General features: G+C 45.1%; 15 protein-coding genes. 6 read left to right on the forward strand and 9 right to left on the reverse strand.

Annotated elements, in window-relative coordinates; genetic code table 11:
* The first annotated feature begins 67 nt into the window (after positions 1-67).
* The gene (locus QEP07_RS07140) at positions 68-538 is read left to right on the forward strand and encodes a glycosyltransferase family 47 protein (protein ID WP_285009228.1); all 471 of its coding nucleotides are present in this window, start codon (positions 68-70) and stop codon (positions 536-538) included.
* Between the two features lie 5 nt (positions 539-543).
* Here the strand turns inward: QEP07_RS07140 and mtgA are convergent, their stop codons facing one another.
* The 4 genes from mtgA to rpsF form a co-directional block, all read right to left on the reverse strand.
* Positions 544-1,260, reverse strand: coding sequence for a monofunctional biosynthetic peptidoglycan transglycosylase (mtgA, locus tag QEP07_RS07145; protein WP_350223363.1), 717 nt, complete (start codon positions 1,258-1,260; stop codon positions 544-546).
* A 79-nt stretch (positions 1,261-1,339) separates the two neighbouring features.
* Positions 1,340-1,783 carry a 50S ribosomal protein L9 gene (rplI, locus tag QEP07_RS07150; RefSeq protein WP_256004143.1) on the reverse strand — a complete coding sequence of 148 codons (444 nt, stop codon included), beginning with the start codon at positions 1,781-1,783 and terminating at the stop codon, positions 1,340-1,342.
* 8 nt (positions 1,784-1,791) lie between these two features.
* Positions 1,792-2,055 carry a 30S ribosomal protein S18 gene (rpsR, locus tag QEP07_RS07155; RefSeq protein WP_131594648.1) on the reverse strand — a complete coding sequence of 88 codons (264 nt, stop codon included), beginning with the start codon at positions 2,053-2,055 and terminating at the stop codon, positions 1,792-1,794.
* A complete protein-coding gene (rpsF, locus tag QEP07_RS07160) occupies positions 2,055-2,414 on the reverse strand; it encodes a 30S ribosomal protein S6 (RefSeq protein ID WP_256004142.1) in 360 nt (119 codons plus the stop codon). Before rpsF ends, rpsR begins: the two co-directional genes overlap by 1 nt.
* A gap of 178 nt (positions 2,415-2,592) precedes the next feature.
* On the opposite strand from rpsF, the gene QEP07_RS07165 reads away from it, so the two are divergent.
* Positions 2,593-4,371, forward strand: a complete 1,779-nt coding sequence (locus QEP07_RS07165; RefSeq protein WP_285009229.1) for a DNA polymerase III subunit gamma/tau — start codon at positions 2,593-2,595, stop codon at positions 4,369-4,371.
* Here QEP07_RS07165 and QEP07_RS07170 read toward each other — a convergent pair.
* Complete coding sequence (locus tag QEP07_RS07170; RefSeq protein WP_285009230.1) at positions 4,368-4,790, reverse strand: hypothetical protein; 423 nt, start codon at positions 4,788-4,790, stop codon at positions 4,368-4,370. The genes QEP07_RS07165 and QEP07_RS07170 overlap by 4 nt on opposite strands.
* 108 nt (positions 4,791-4,898) lie before the next feature.
* Positions 4,899-7,124 (reverse strand): NADP-dependent isocitrate dehydrogenase, encoded by a 2,226-nt coding sequence (locus QEP07_RS07175; protein ID WP_285009231.1) that lies wholly within the window; start codon positions 7,122-7,124, stop codon positions 4,899-4,901.
* A gap of 87 nt (positions 7,125-7,211) precedes the next feature.
* On the opposite strand from QEP07_RS07175, the gene QEP07_RS07180 reads away from it, so the two are divergent.
* Positions 7,212-9,254, forward strand: coding sequence for a TonB-dependent receptor (locus QEP07_RS07180; RefSeq protein ID WP_285009232.1), 2,043 nt, complete (start codon positions 7,212-7,214; stop codon positions 9,252-9,254).
* Positions 9,255-10,520: a flavin monoamine oxidase family protein gene (locus tag QEP07_RS07185; RefSeq protein WP_285009233.1), complete on the forward strand. Its 1,266-nt coding sequence runs from the start codon at positions 9,255-9,257 to the stop codon at positions 10,518-10,520.
* On the opposite strand, the gene QEP07_RS07190 is transcribed toward QEP07_RS07185, so the two are convergent.
* Complete coding sequence (locus tag QEP07_RS07190) at positions 10,498-12,858, reverse strand: ATP-binding protein (protein WP_285009234.1); 2,361 nt, start codon at positions 12,856-12,858, stop codon at positions 10,498-10,500. The two genes, QEP07_RS07185 and QEP07_RS07190, sit on opposite strands and share 23 nt — an antisense overlap.
* A 152-nt stretch (positions 12,859-13,010) precedes the next feature.
* On the opposite strand from QEP07_RS07190, the gene QEP07_RS07195 reads away from it, so the two are divergent.
* Entirely contained in the window at positions 13,011-13,460 is a 450-nt protein-coding gene (locus tag QEP07_RS07195) for a hypothetical protein (protein WP_285009235.1), read from the forward strand.
* Here QEP07_RS07195 and QEP07_RS07200 read toward each other — a convergent pair.
* Together QEP07_RS07200 and panB are read right to left on the reverse strand one after the other, a co-directional pair.
* Positions 13,457-14,149: an RluA family pseudouridine synthase gene (locus QEP07_RS07200; RefSeq protein WP_256004126.1), complete on the reverse strand. Its 693-nt coding sequence runs from the start codon at positions 14,147-14,149 to the stop codon at positions 13,457-13,459. The two genes, QEP07_RS07195 and QEP07_RS07200, sit on opposite strands and share 4 nt — an antisense overlap.
* A complete protein-coding gene (gene panB, locus QEP07_RS07205; protein ID WP_285009236.1) occupies positions 14,149-14,964 on the reverse strand; it encodes a 3-methyl-2-oxobutanoate hydroxymethyltransferase in 816 nt (271 codons plus the stop codon). The genes QEP07_RS07200 and panB overlap by 1 nt, the downstream gene beginning before the upstream one ends.
* Before the next feature lie 189 nt (positions 14,965-15,153).
* Between panB and carA the strand changes: the two genes are divergently transcribed.
* A complete protein-coding gene (gene carA / locus QEP07_RS07210) occupies positions 15,154-16,266 on the forward strand; it encodes a glutamine-hydrolyzing carbamoyl-phosphate synthase small subunit (RefSeq protein ID WP_256004123.1) in 1,113 nt (370 codons plus the stop codon).
* Positions 16,267-16,281 lie beyond the last annotated feature (15 nt).

Here is a 16,281-nt window from a genome sequence, read left to right on the forward strand (position 1 = left end):
ACTTTTTAGAAGCTTGACTACGTTATTAAATCGTAGCTGAAGTTAATTAATTTCGTATTTTTGAGACATGAGTTTTTCTCCACAATCTAAGGTCTGGGTATACCAGAGCAATCGGAAATTTACTTCAGACGAGGTGCAGGCTATACGGAAACGGTTGGACACCTTCTTGAGTCAGTGGACTGCTCACGGACAGGCATTAAAAGCTAAAGCAGAGATTGTTCATGATTTCTTTATCGTGCTGGTTGTAGATGAAGCTTCGGCTTCTGCAACGGGTTGTTCTATTGACGCGTCGGTACGTGTCATCAAGGAAATTGAGCAGGAATATCAGGTTGATCTTTTCGACCGCTTTAATATGGCGTACAAGGTAAATGACGTAGTCGTCGTTGCCACCAAAGAAGATTTCCAGACTTTAGTAGATATTAAAGCCGTAGGGCCTGAAACTATCGTATTTAATAACCTGGTAACCACGCTGGAGGAATTTGAGTCAAAATGGGAAGTCCCTTTTGGACAAAGCTGGCACGCCAAGGTGTTCGCCTAAGCATATTATATACTTTTCGGGATTCCAAGTCTGCGCATATTTTTCATGATCAGGTATTGTCTGCGGAGAATATAAGAAGTGGGCTTTTTAGGACTCCAGCGCCGGGGATTTGGCAAACACGCGGCGATGAGTGCTGCCTGTGCTCTGGTTAATTTATTACTGGATTTGTCGAAGTAGCTCTGCGAGGCCGCCTCAGCACCATAAATGCCATCGCCCATCTCTATTACATTGAGATAGACTTCAAGAATCCTTTTTTTACTCCAAAGCACTTCTATAAGTACGGAGAAGTAGGCCTCAAAGCCTTTTCGTATCCAGGACCGACCGGGCCACAGAAAAACATTTTTAGCTGTTTGCTGGGTTATCGTACTGCCGCCTTTAAGCCTTTTGCCTTTTTTATTTGTGGTGTAAGCGTTCTCTATGGCTTTAAGATCGAAGCCCCAATGGGTTAAAAACCGCTGATCTTCGGCCGCGATGACGGCATTTCTCATGTGGACGCTGATGTCTTCTAAGTCGCGCCACTTCTTTTGCATTTTGACTGGCTTACTTTGACTGTCCCGCTCAGCATTGCGCTGAATCATTAAAATAGTAATTGGCGGATTCACGAACCGATACGCAAATACCCAGAGAACTGTAACTGTGACAAACCAAAGCAAGATTTTAAGCGCAATATGAACGACTTTTGTTGCACCCGTAGATTTCGATTTACTCTTGGAACGCTTCACGATTGGTTTGTCTTTGATTTTCTGTCTAAAAAAAAAAGCGCCCTGAGAAACAGGACGCTTTTATAAATTCAATCAGCAATTATTCTGCTACTACTTCAAAAGGAACTTTAACTTTCACCTCTTTGTGTAAGTTTAAGTTTGCTACGTATTCCCCAACAAACTTAGGTTCAGTTTCAAAAGTAATACGGCGACGATCTACATCAAAACCTTTTTGCTTCAAAGCATCAGCAATCATGATGGTATTCACAGCACCGAAGATCTTTCCTGTTTCACCAGCTTTAGCGCCTATGCTCAATTTAACATCTGCAAGCTTAGCAGCAACACCTTCCGCATCTTTCTTAATCTTATCCTGCTTAAAGGCAGCCTGCTTAAGATTCTCAGCAAGAACTTTCTTTGCAGAAGCGGTAGCCAACTGCGCGTAACCCTGAGGAATCAGGTAATTACGGCCATACCCAGGCTTAACAGTTACGATATCATCTTTTTCCCCTAGGGATTTGATATCTTGTTTTAAAATAACTTCCATCTCAACTCCTATTTTAACTGGTCAGCAACAAACGGTAATAAACCAATATGACGCGCACGCTTAACTGCTTGTGCTACTTTACGTTGAAACTTCAATGAAGTACCAGTTAAACGGCGGGGTAAAAGCTTGCCCTGATCGTTGATAAACTTCAAAAGAAAGTTTGCGTCTTTATAATCGATATACTTGATTCCGTTCTTTTTGAAACGGCAGTATTTCTTTCTGTTATCGTCCACTTTTGGAGCGGTAACATATTGTATCTGATCCTTTGCCATTATACTGCAGCCTCCTGTTTTGGTTTTTTGTTAAAAGCTCCGCTACGTTTCTTCTCGTTGTAAGCTACCGCATGACGGTCAAGCTTAACAGTAAGGAAACGCATAACACGCTCGTCGCGCTTAAGCTCCAATTCCAGTTTACTAATCAATTCGCCTGAAGACTTATACTCTGTCAGGTGAAAAAATCCACTTGCTTTTTTTGCAATAGGATACGCTAATTTTCTCAAACCCCAATTGTCCGCTTGGACAATTTCGGCTCCGCCATCAGTAAGAATCTTGGTAAATTTAGCAATCGCTTCTTTAGCAACTTCTTCTGACAACAACGGGGTTAGAACGATAACAGTTTCGTACTGATTCATTGTTATTTAAATATTTATGTTTTTTCCGCTTTATAACGGGACGCAAAAATAGGAATAAATTTTCAACAAACAAACACCAACTATTGAAATGTCAATTGGTTAGCCCTAGGCACCGACGGTAAAATAAAAAACATACACCGCAATGCGTAGCTCCGCAAAATTTCTTAATTTCGTTGCGATGGATAATTTCATAGTTTCTGCCCGGAAATACCGTCCTGCAACCTTCGAAACGGTTGTTGGACAACACCACATTACCGGCACGCTTAAAAATGCCATCAAAAACAATCAGTTAGCCCAGGCGTTCCTTTTTTGCGGTCCGCGTGGCGTAGGTAAAACCACCTGCGCAAGGATTTTGGCCAAGACCATAAACTGCACATCCCTTACTGCTGAGCAGGAGGCCTGCGGTGAGTGTGAATCCTGTCTCTCTTTTCAGAGCGGGCATTCCTTTAATTTCCATGAATTGGATGCGGCCTCCAATAACTCGGTAGACGACATTCGCAGCCTTATTGAACAGGTACGCATACCGCCTCAGGGGGGTAAGTACAAAACTTACATTATTGATGAGGTTCACATGCTTTCTGCAAGTGCATTTAATGCCTTTTTGAAAACGCTTGAAGAACCTCCTTCTTATGCCATCTTTATCTTGGCGACCACTGAGAAGCATAAGATATTACCGACAATTTTATCCAGGTGTCAGATTTTTGACTTTAACAGAATCCATGTTGAGGATATTTCGGAGCATCTGGGCAGGATTGCGAAGCGGGAAAACATTCTTGCAGAACCCGACGGGCTCCATATTATTGCGCAGAAAGCCGACGGTGGATTAAGGGATGCCCTGTCTATGTTCGATCAGATTGTTAGTTACACCAACCGGAATCTTACCTATAAATCTGTAATTGAGAACCTGAATATTCTTGATTACGATTACTATTTCAAACTGACACAATTGCTGGTTTCTTCCGATATAAGCGGTGCATTGGTGCTTTTCGATGAAATATTAAATAACGGCTTCGACGGAAATAATTTTATCAACGGCCTGGCAAGTCATCTTCGCAACCTCTTGGTATCTAAAGATCCACAGACAACCAAATTGCTGGAAGTAAGTGAGAACATCAAACAAAAATATATCAGTCAGGGTCAGGCTCTGTCAGCATCGTTTATACTAACGGCACTCAATCTTGCCAATCAGTGTGATCTTAACTATAAAAACAGCAAGAATCAGCGCCTTCAGGTAGAGCTTACGCTCATAAAAATGTGTCATATAGAATCAGTGGTCAGGTTGTCTCAACCTCTTGCGGCACACACAGACACTGACAATGCTCAGATTAAAAAAAAAACGAATTTAGTCATTGAGGAAATAAAAAAAGTCGAGTCAGTTCTGGAAAAAACATCAGTAGTACCCGACTCAGCGGTTTCAAAGAATGTACCTGCCCCCGCCACTCCTGCGCCGCCCCAGAATAAAATTGCGCTAAAACCATCAGCCGGAACTTCTAAGGCTTCCATGCTCATCCCTTCTTTAACAGATCTTGAAAGTATCGCCAGTGGTGATAACGATAAAGAACCTAAATATCTGACCGGGAACGATGCTGAGCCCTTCACTTTCGATCAATTGCTTGTTCATTGGAAAGAATATGCATCGCTTGTGAAAGAGAAGGGTAAGATAAATGTATACACTCTGCTTACCTGTGACGATCCGGTTTTAGATCGGCCTGAAGAAATAACCGTGCATGTAGAACATAAAATTCAGGAGGGTCTGCTGCATGATGAAATGATCGACCTGCTAAACTTCTTACGGCCGCGCTTAAAAAACTTTAATGTTACCGTTAAAGCAAAGCAGATCGTCCGGCCCGTGGTTAACAGGCTTTACACCAGCACAGAGCGCTATCAGTACCTGGTAGAAAAGAACCCGAAACTGGAAGACCTGCGCCGGATGTTCAACCTCGACATCAACAGTTAACTGACCGGCCGGTCATTTATCGGATAGCCCTCTTCATCAAGGTCGTCGCGCTCATCCTCTGGCGTCCGCGCAAGGAACTCATCTTCAGGATCTAAAACAACGCTTTCACCTTCGTCTACATGCATCCCAAGTTGCTCCAGAGTTTTCTCAGCCTGAGTTTCCTTATCAGCATATTCATCACCTATATAGGGATTGGCCTCATCAAAGGTCGAGTCAAAATCTGCCCCATTATCAGAAGGTACTTCATATCCAAAAGGATGATCGTAATCCTTGTCATCTCCTTTAACATCAACTTCAAATGTGTTTTTGTCCTTGTCGAAAGAAAGGTTCTCGAAATCCCGGGTTTCTCCCAGATCGTCACGATGGATGAGATCGCGTGCAGGCTCCTTAAAATCTTCTTTATTGTTTTCTGTGTTCATAGTTGTCTGTTTTGAATAGATAACGCCCGACCAGACCACTTTGTTTGCCGCAAAAAAGCCCGCCTATGGTACAGATAGGCGGGCTTCAAACTTTAATAATGGAGGGAATTACACCTTTATCGTTTCAAGTGCTGAGTTCAGCGTAGCACTTGGACGCATTGCTTTAAAGGCCAACTCATCGTTGGGATGATAATACCCGCCTATATCCTGAGGTTTACCCTGTGCAGCGATCAGTTCCTCAGATATTACGTTTTCATTTTCTGACAGGAGCTTTGCCAGCGGAGCAAATGTATGCTGTAGTTCCGCATCTTTAGTCTGGGCTGCTAAGGCTTCAGCCCAATACGTCGCCAGATAGAAGTGAGATCCGCGGTTGTCGATCTGTCCGACTCTCCGGGCGGGCGACTTGTCATTAGCAAGAAACTTCTCCGTGGCGGCGTCAAGCGCTTCAGCTAAAACAAGTGCCTTCGCATTATTCTGGGTCTGACCAAGGTGTTCAAGTGAAACTGCGAGCGCTAGAAATTCTCCTAAAGAATCCCAACGTAAATATCCTTCCTGCAGAAATTGCTCCACATGCTTGGGAGCAGATCCTCCTGCACCTGTTTCAAACAGGCCACCACCATTCATCAACGGTACAATAGAGAGCATCTTAGCTGAAGTTCCCAATTCAAGTATCGGGAACAAGTCTGTCAGATAATCACGGAGCACATTACCGGTTACGGATATGGTATCCTCTCCTTTTCTTATGCGCTCAAGTGTAAATCTTGTAGCCTCCACAGGAGCCAGGATGCGGATATCCAGGCCAGAAGTATCGTGATCATTCAGGTAAGTCTTTACTTTGGCAATAATCTCACGGTCGTGAGCCCTGTTTTCATCGAGCCAAAACACAGCCGGTGTGGCCGACAAGCGGGCCCGGTTTACCGCAAGCTTAACCCAGTCCTGGATCGGCGCGTCTTTGGTCTGGCACATACGGAATATATCACCTTCTTCTACAGCCTGCTCAAAAAAGACGTTCCCCGCGGCATCCATAACCCGGATAACACCTGTACCCGTTGCCTGGAACGTTTTGTCGTGCGAACCATACTCCTCAGCTTTCTGAGCCATCAGACCGACGTTAGGGACAGAACCCATGGTTTTTACATCAAAAGTTCCGTTGGCCTTACAATCGTCGATTGTAGCTGTATATACTCCGGCGTAACTCCGGTCTGGGATTATAGCTATAGTATCCTGCTGCTTGTTATCTTTATTCCACATCTGACCTGAGGTACGGATCATCGCAGGCATAGAAGCGTCGACAATGACATCTGAAGGGACATGCAGGTTGGTGATGCCTTTATCAGAATTTACCATCGCGAGCGCGGGTCCGTTGGCAATGGCAGCATCAATGGCGGCTTTCACCTCAGCCTCCAGTGCGTTTCCGGAGATTTTTGCGTATACATCGCCAAGACCATTCCGGGTGTCAACGTTCAGTTCCGTAAACAAGTCTGCATATTTTTCAAAGACGTCAGCGAAATAAACCTCAACGATAGCGCCGAAGATGATTGGATCAGACACTTTCATCATCGTCGCTTTCAGATGCGCAGATAACAACACTCCTGCGTCCTTTGCCTCTGAAATCGTTCTGGCGACAAAAGACTTCAGCTTTGAAATACTCATTGCCGAACTATCAATCACCTCACCGGCCTTCAAAGGAGAAAGTCCTTTCAGCTCGGTTACTGCACCATCGGCACCTATAAAATCAATTTTAAATTGCGTGTCTTCAGCTACGGTAACAGACTTCTCAGATCCATAAAAGTCTCCCTCGTTCATGCTTGCAACACGGGTTTTCGAATCCGGCGACCAGGCACCCATACTGTGAGGATTTGCCTTTGCATAATTCTTCACTGCTTTAGGAGCTCTGCGGTCGGAATTACCCTCACGTAAAACCGGGTTTACAGCCGACCCCAAAACCTTGGCGTATTTAGCTTTGATCGTCTTTTCTTCATCGGTTTGCGCATCTTCCGGATAATCAGGAAGCGCATAACCCTGAGCCTGAAGTTCAGCTATTGCACCCTTCAACTGCGGGATGGAAGCAGAAATATTGGGCAGCTTTATGATATTTGCCTCAGGTTGGGTGGCAAGCTTACCCAGCTCAGTTAAAGCATCCTCAATCCTCTGGCCCTCGTTCAAAAACTCCGGAAAATTCGCTAATATTCTTCCTGCCAGGGAAATATCCCTTATCTCTACATCAATACCTGCTGATGCGGTGAAAGCCTGAACTATCGGTAAAAAAGAATAGGTTGCCAAAAGCGGCGCTTCGTCTGTTTTAGTATAAATAATCTTTGACGTGTCTGACATTTTTAAAACGATTAGGTGAAAGAGAAAAAAAAGCGGTTATTTATCAAACTCCTTTGATAAAAACCGGTTAAAGATATAAATAAACAGATGAAAAGAATAACAAGTGTATGGCTTTTTGCCTTTTGGGCGACTTCCACCAGCGCGCAGTCAGACACAAGTAAAACCCTGAGGGAAATCGTAATACGGCCCTACTTTTCCGAGCAGACACTCCAGAGAAGCACAGGATCGATAAGCTTAATTGATTCGACCGCATTGAGCAGGCAGCCCTCCAGCTCGCTGGTGTCGGCCATGAACACTTTGCCCGGGATCCGGATGGACGAGCGTTCTCCTGGTAGTTACCGGCTCTCCATCCGCGGAAGTCTACTGCGTTCGCCGTTTGGTGTTAGAAATGTAAAAATCTATTTAGACGAGTTCCCATTGACTGATGCGGGCGGCAACAGTTACCTTAACGCGATCGACGCGGCGGCAATATCGGGAATCCAAATACTGAAAGGGCCCCAAAGCAGTGTATATGGCGCTAATTCAGGCGGCGTGATCCTTGTTGACCCAGGTAACAATTCAGAAGGCCCTTCGGTTAGTATTGAAGCTGGGTCGTTCGGGCTTTTCAGGCAATCGGCTGGCTATAGCCTGACCTCCGATCGTTATAAACTGAGGCTGACTCAGGCTTACCAGCGGAGTGACGGGTACCGGGATCATAGTGCCATGGAACGAAAGTACATTCAGGCTCTGCATGAGTTCCGTTATAGTACCGACGCAGTTCTAAAAGTTTTCGCCTTCTATTCTGACCTGGAGTACCAGACGCCGGGGGGACTAACTGCCCAGCAATTTACTTTAAATCCGAGAGCGTCGAGACCAGCAACAGGCACCACCCCTGGTGCGGCAGAACAGAAGGCGGGAATTTATAGCCGGACATTTTACGGAGGGGTATCCAACAATTGGCTGATCAATAAAGACCTAAGATATTTGATTAGTGTTTATGGCTCACATACCGATTTCAAAAATCCTTTCATCACCAACTTTGAAACACGCAAGGAACAAAGCCTTGGTTTGCGTACTTACCTGGAATATACAAGGGAATTATCCGAAGTCACCATCAACGCTAATCTCGGAATAGAAGGAACGCGCACACGCTCGGACGTCGACAATTACGATAATTACGGAGGTCTGCGAGGACCGCAGCAGTCGGCCGATGATCTGACAGCACATTCGAATTTTGCTTTCGCTCAGGTTAGTTTCGACCTACATAACAAGGTGCTTGTCGAACTTTCAACAAGTCTAAATCTTTTCAACTACCATTTCCAAACGCTGATGCCCACGCCCTCGGGTCGTGAAAAAATAAGTTTTGATAAGCAGATAATGCCGCGTCTGGCTGTTTCCTACCGTAGAAATGACAACCTTACCCTCAGAGCTTCCGCCAGCCGGGGCTACTCCCCACCCACCCTGGCAGAAGTTCGCGCCTCAAACCAGCTGGTGAATACCGGACTGGAAGCTGAGCATGGCTGGAATACGGAAGGAGGGATTAACTACAGGTCGGCAAACCGAAAATTGGAAATTGACTTGAATTATTTCTTTTATCAGCTTAGAGCGGCAATCGTAAGACGTGTGGACGCCGCGGACACTGAGTATTTTATAAATTCCGGCGGTACAAGGCAAGAAGGCCTTGAAACAAGTATGTCATTATGGCTTTTGCCACCCCGTTCCTCTGGCTTGCTGCGATCTCTTCAGGTACAAAATTCGTGGACGCTTAGTCACTTCCGTTTCCGTGGGTACTTAAATGCTGGAAACGATTATTCGGGTAACATGCTTACCGGTGTACCTAAAACTGTTTCTTCAGCAAGCGCCGATCTGGTATTATCTGGTCAGTACAGTTTGTTCTTACAGCATCTGTACACATCTTCCATCCCGCTAAACGACGCAAATACCATCTTTGGCGCCAAATATCATCTTGTACAAGCCAAAGCTGCAAAAACCTTTCGGGCCGGCTATACACCAATTGTTCTGTACGTTGGGGCAGATAACCTTCTTAATCAGCACTACAGTTTGGGAAATGACCTGAACGCTTTCGGAGGCAGATATTTCAACGCCGCTGCAAAAAGAAACTTCTATGCCGGTTTATCTGTTAAACTTTAAATGGATAAGCAATCTGTGATAATAGTTGGCGGCGGTATATCTGGGCTATATGCTGCCAGTCTGCTCGGTGAATTGTGTGAAGTAACTATCCTTGAAGCTTCCGATCGTTTCGGTGGTCGCATTTTGGATTTGAAAATAGAAGGGTTTAGTTCGAGCCTTAAATATGGTGCTGAATTTATACATGGCGAAGCTGATCTTACATTCTCTTTATTGAACGAGGCTGGAATATCTTACAGCGAGGTGAACGGCACAACCTATCGGGCAAGGAAAGGTAAACTGCTTCGATCTGAAATGATGATGGAGGGTTGGGATGGATTGCTTGAAGCCATGAGTCAGATAGAAAGAGATATGACGCTGATGGAGTTCCTAGACACCCACTTCAAGCATCCTGAATGTAAAGAACTAAGGGCTGAAACGATACGGTATGCAGAAGGTTATGATACAGCCGACCCAGACAGAATAAGTGTTAAAGCTTTGTACAAGGAGTGGTCGGAAGAAGACCGTACCTACCAGATCAGCCCCGGATATGGTGTGCTGGCAGCATACCTTATAGAGCGATGCGTTAAGCTTGGCGTGCAGCTTCATGCAGATTGTTGTGTCAGGAATATTAACTGGGACGGAGAACTTTGCGAGGTACGTACTGCCATGCAAACGTATTCTGCCCACAAGGTTCTTGTGACTGTTCCGCTTGCCCGACTGACGGACACCGACGAGAACACGAAACTCTCCTTTTTCCCGCCGTTAAATGATTACAAAAAAGCAGCCGGGGATATTGGCTTTGGAGCGGCTATAAAAATATTTGCCTCCTTCTCCACGCCCATTTGGCCAAAAGATGCGGCATTCCTTTTTAGTGACCAAGCGATACAAACCTGGTGGACCCAACTTCCCTACACCAGCAATATACTTACCGGATGGGCCGGAGGCAATTATGCAAAAGAATTAAGTAAACTGCCCGAACAGGAGTTGAAGCAGGTCGCACTGAGATCGCTGGCCGGAACTCTCGGCATGTCGGAGGCAAGGGTGAAAAGCCATCTCCAGGCTATGGCGATCGCAAACTGGGAGCAACATAAATGGATCTATGGCGCGTACAGCTACCCGACACCACGCACCACCAGCGCAAGAAGGCTGCTCAACACACCTGTTGCAGACAAAATTTATTTCGCCGGCGAAGCGCTTTCAAATGAATTTTCGGGCACTGTGGAAGCAGCCCTGCTCAGTGCCAAAGCAATGGTAACACAGATGATCACTTCCTTACGTAGCGCGTAATCATTGAAAGCAAGATTTCAGGGAGGAAGGGTTTTACCACCACATCATTAATTCCCGACATCACAATCTGGTCTTTAATCTCATCTGGCAAATTAGCGGTTAATGCGATAATTGGGATATTTACACCTCTGCTTCGCATTTCGCGGGCCGATTGATACCCATCCATAACGGGCATATGTAAATCCATAAGAACCACCTTGTGCTTGCCCGGATCTACAAGATCGAGCGCTTCCTTTCCGTTTACTGCCAGGTCTACATGAGCGCCCCAGCTGCTTAAAAATCCCTGAGCCACTTTCACATTGAGTGGATTGTCCTCTACCAGTAAAATCTCCACGCCAGCCAGCGACCTCTCTTTTCTGAGTTCAACTGCAGGTGGCTGAGCCGCCGCATTAGAACCACGATCAAAGCGCTGGCGGAAATAAAACACCGATCCTCTTCCTTCTTCACTGGAAACCTCAAGCTTTGCACCTTGCAACTCCAGAATTCTTTTACAAATGGAGAGGCCCAAACCGGTACCGCCGAAACTTCTTGATGTTGAGGAGTCAGCCTGTGTAAAACGGTCGAAGATAATGTGCTGGTGATCGGGAGATATGCCAATACCTGTATCTGCAACACTGACGCGGAGCCAGACCGCCGTCTCGGTTTCTTCTTCAAGATCAATACGAAGTTCTACACCGCCCTCCTTGGTAAATTTAATTGCGTTATGCACCAGATTAGTGATAACCTGTGAAGTTCGGGTTGGATCACCGATCAACTTAAAGCTGATGCGGCTATCTAACTTGGCGGTCAGGCTTATTCCCTTGCGCTGCGCCTGAATTTGCAACCCGGAGAGTACGTTTTCTGCCAGGGAAATAATATCCATTTCCACGTACTCGAACTTGGCCATTCCGGCTTCAATCTTGTTGTAATCCAAAATGTCGTTAACTATCGAAAGCAGATGATTAGCAGAAAACAGCAATACGTCCAACTGCTTTACCTGATCTTCGCGAGGATTATTTTTAAGCATAAGATGGCTCATTCCGATAACAGAGTTGAGCGGCGTACGTATTTCATGGCTCATCGTACTTAGAAAATCTGTTTTCACTTTCAGTCCTGTTTCAGCCTGTTGCCGTGCCTCTTTCAGAATGTATGACACACGATGCGATAATACAAGCGATTGCAGGAAAAAGAAACTGATATAGCCGGCGAAACTAACGAGTTGCAACTGAGGAATGATCGTCCAGTAATGAAGGAGCGATATGGTAAATATCGACATTAATGCCACCGAACTTGCCAAGGCATAGGCCGCGCCAGGCCTGCGTGCACGGTAGGCGGCTATATACACATAGGGTATATAAACGATGCAAAAAACCATCACAAGCAAAAAGGGGTTAATCAGTCTCGTGAAAATCAAAGGTGGTGTTACGAGAGAGATGATAGCAAATCCAAAACATATGGTAATAATGATGGCTGCGAGGTATTTGTTCATCTGGTTTGGATACAAGAACTTCGTATACAAGCCAAATAGTCCAATGCCAAAAAATAAGGTACAGTACTCTAGTCTAACGGTAAGATACCAGCTGATATCAGGAAAAACAGAATGCAGAACATAATTGTCAATGCCAGCGATTCTGTAGCTGTAAACTATTGAGTAAAGCGAGAACAACAGAATAGCATTATCACGGTTACTGAGCACGTAAAGGCCCAGAAAAAACAGGCCGCCCATGAACAAACACCCCGTCAGCACAAGATCTATTGCTTCTGCCTGTTGCCGCTCACTTTCCAGATGCATTTTTTGTCCGAGCAGTATTGGCTTTTTAACCCCACCCTTACTATGTACAAAATTGGCAATATAGAGTACGAGGTCGAGCGTATCGGTTCCCTGCTCAATGTCTACCGCTTTATACTGCCAGTGAGGAATAAATTTGGCGGGGTCATTACTTACCTGACCATTCGACAGCACTTCTTCCCCGTTGATGAAAAGTGTATACGCAGAATAAACATCGGGCATAGTCAATTGCAACTGCTCAGTCGTTTCAGGCAGCAACACCCTAAGTCTGTATGATGCGTAACCAAAGCTTGGGAGCTTCACCCCATTCATATTGTACCCATCCCATCGAAAAGGGAAGCGCGCTTTTACGCCGGTTTCCGCTGCTGTTTTAGGATTAACAAGCTTCAGCCAATAAAATTTCCATTCCCCATTCAGCGCGATCTCTTGATTGAAAGAATACTTTCGAAGATCCAGGATACCGTCTTTTGCCTCAGGAATGCCGACACGATCTGATGTATGTGCGGTCAGTGGCTGACAGCATACTGTTATCAGCAGCAAAAATATATGGAGTACCTTCTTTATGTCCATTAATAGTCATTCATTTTTAGAACAATAAGGAACCATGAAGGCGATGATTATGCTAAGATATCTAAAAAGACGCATAAGCCAATGGCTGTGCGACATATATAAATGATTTGGCAGACCAATTGCTGTGAAAACAGTATCAAAACTATTACGCGATGAATAAATCTTTGATTCTCCCGGCCTCTGTAAGCCTGCTGTTCTTTTCTTGCACCAGCGACAAATCAAGTCAGCATACCGACGACACAATCACAAATAACGCCGATACGGCTTGCTACATGTGGGTAAGCGATCGGGATACCGTAGAGATGAAGTTAAACATGTCAGATGATGATGTCAATGGTGAACTTAATTACAAGTGGTATGAAAAGGATAAAAATCTCGGCAGCTTTACGGGCAAGATGAATGGTGACACCCTGGTGGGCGACTACACTTTTCAGTCAGAAGGCATGCAATCGGTACGGGAAATCGTTTTCCTCCGAAAAGCTGAACAACTACTTCAAGGCACAGGAGAGATGACGGAACAGGGAGGTAAAGTTATATTTAAGGATAAATCTAAGCTAAGCTTTAGCAAAGATATTGTGCTTGATAAAACAGATTGCCACTAACTGTCAAAACCTTCAAAGCGATCCCAGAAACCATCTTCAGGAAGCTTCGCAAATATCTCTACCGGCTCTTTCTTTACAGGATGGGTAAATTGAAGGCGCCGGGCGTGTAGGCAGATACTCCCTTTTCGGCTCCCCCGCGGATAGCCGTATTTGTTATCGCCAACAATTGGACAGCCCATGGTAGACAATTGAACCCTGATCTGATGGGATCTGCCGGTAAGGGGGTCAATCTCTAAAAGGTAATAACCATTGAGTTCACCAATAAGCCGGTAACTCAGCTCGGCGCGCTGACTGCCGCTTACTTCGCTTTGGTAAGCACTCACTACATTTTTTTTGGGATTTTTTACCAGCCAGTGAACCAGCGTACCAGACAATTTGGCCGGCTTATTTCTTACAACGGCCCAATAAGTCTTTTTTACCTGCCTGTTTTTGAACACAGCATTCATCCGTTCAAGCGCTTTACTTGTCTTGGAAAAGAGAATTACGCCACTAACCGGTCTGTCCAGTCGATGTACAACACCAAGAAATGCACTGTTAGGTTTATTATATTTGACAGCGAGGTATTTTTTGACTTGCTCGTCCAGCGGCTCGTCGCCCGTTTCATCAACCTGGACAATGTCGCCCGACCTCTTGTTTATGGCAATAAGATGGTTGTCTTCATAAAGAACATCGCGCTCAGCAACAGCCATTAGTACTGCTCCTTTTCATTGGGGAAGTCAGCCGACTTAACATCTTTAATATAGCTCTGTGCAGCACCAAGTATGTTTTCGTACAAATCAAGGTATTGTCTCAGGAAACGCGGACGGAAACCCTTAGTAAGTCCGATCATATCATTTACAACAAGTACTTGCCCATCGCAGTACGGTCCGGCACCAATACCTATAGTAGGAATCACAAGGCTTTTGGAGACTGTCTGAGCGAGCTTGGCGGGAATCTTTTCAAGGACTACAGCGAAGCAGCCTGCATCTTGTAAAGCAAGGGCATCCGACTTGAGCTTATCTGCTTCTGCCTCATTTTTTGCACGTACGGTATAGGTCCCAAACTTGTAGATCGACTGTGGTGTAAGACCAAGATGGCCCATAACCGGAATACCTGCCGTGATAATACGGGAAATCGACTCTGCAATCTCCGCCCCGCCTTCCAACTTCACTCCATGCGCGCCGGATTCTTTCATAATCCTGATGGCAGAGTTCAGCGCCTCCTTAGAGTTACCCTGGTAACTTCCAAAAGGCAGATCAACTACCACGAATGCGCGCTTGGCGCCACGTACAACGGCCTGCGCATGATAGATCATCTGATCAAGCGTAATGGGCAACGTAGTTTCGTGTCCTGCCATAACGTTTGAAGCAGAATCACCAACAAGCAGCACATCCAGTCCGGCATCATCAAGAATAGTAGCCATAGAATAGTCATAAGCTGTAAGCATAGCTATCTTCTCCCTTTGTTGCTTCATCTCCTGAAGGATATGGGTCGTAATGCGCTTAACTTCCTTGTGTACCGACATGCGTGTTTATTTTGTGCCGACAAATTTAGTAAAAACACTTGATAAGATACTGTAAAAACGTATCTTTGTACTCCGAAATGAAGGAGTTATATCGCGATACATTTTCGAATGGCAAAAACGACACCTGCGTCGCACCGATCGCTTCTTTTCCTCTCTTTTTCAAAACGATAACCTCTGAAAATAATTACGATGACTAACTACACGAAGTTGCCTGCAATCTTGTTACTGGCTGATGGAACGGTTTACTATGGTAAGGCTGCCGGAAAAATAGGTACTACAACTGGCGAAATCTGCTTTAACACGGGCATGACAGGATACCAGGAAATATTTACAGATCCTTCATACTTCGCTCAAATTATGGTTACCACAAATGCCCATATCGGAAACTATGGTATACATAAGGAGGAAACTGAATCGGAGAGCATAAAGATCGCGGGTTTGGTTTGTAAAAATTATAACATTGGCTATAGCCGGAAAGAAGCCTCTGAATCTATTCAGGATTACTTCCAAAACGAAAACATTGTCGGCATTTCAGACATTGATACACGTGCGCTTGTTCGTCACATCAGAAATAAAGGCGCCATGAACGCGATCATTTCTTCTGAAATCACTGATCTGGACGAACTAAAAGCAAAACTTGCCGAAGTGCCTTCTATGGACGGTCTTGAACTGTCCTCAAAGGTATCTACGAAAGAACCGTATTACATCGGTTCACCGGATGCGCCTTATAAAGTTGCAGCACTGGATTTGGGAATTAAGAAAAATATTCTGCGGAATTTTGATGACAGGGACCTGTACGTAAAAGTATTCCCTGCCAAGACCACTTTTGAAGAGATGAACGAATGGGGTGCAGATGGTTACTTTATATCAAATGGCCCCGGCGATCCTTCTGCAATGCCTTATGCGATCGAAACTGTCCAGAAGGTACTGGAAGCTAATAAACCAATGTTTGGTATCTGTCTCGGACATCAGCTACTTGCCGAAGCAAACGGTATCGGAACGATGAAAATGTTCAACGGCCACCGTGGATTAAATCACCCGGTAAAAAATATTATCAAAAACCATTGCGAGGTAACGTCGCAAAACCATGGTTTTGGAGTTATACCTGAAGAGGTAAGGGCATCTGACAAGGTAGAGATCACACATGTGAACCTGAACGACAATTCCATTGAAGGTATCCGAGTGAAAGGCAAGAAGGCATTCTCTGTACAATATCACCCCGAATCATCACCGGGCCCGCATGATTCGCGTTACCTTTTCGATGACTTTATCGGAATGATAAAAGGCGAAGTCACCTGGTAGTCAGTACTAGCTTTT

Origin of the sequence: Pedobacter faecalis, from assembly GCF_030182585.1 — a bacterium.
Lineage (GTDB): Bacteria > Bacteroidota > Bacteroidia > Sphingobacteriales > Sphingobacteriaceae > Pedobacter > Pedobacter faecalis.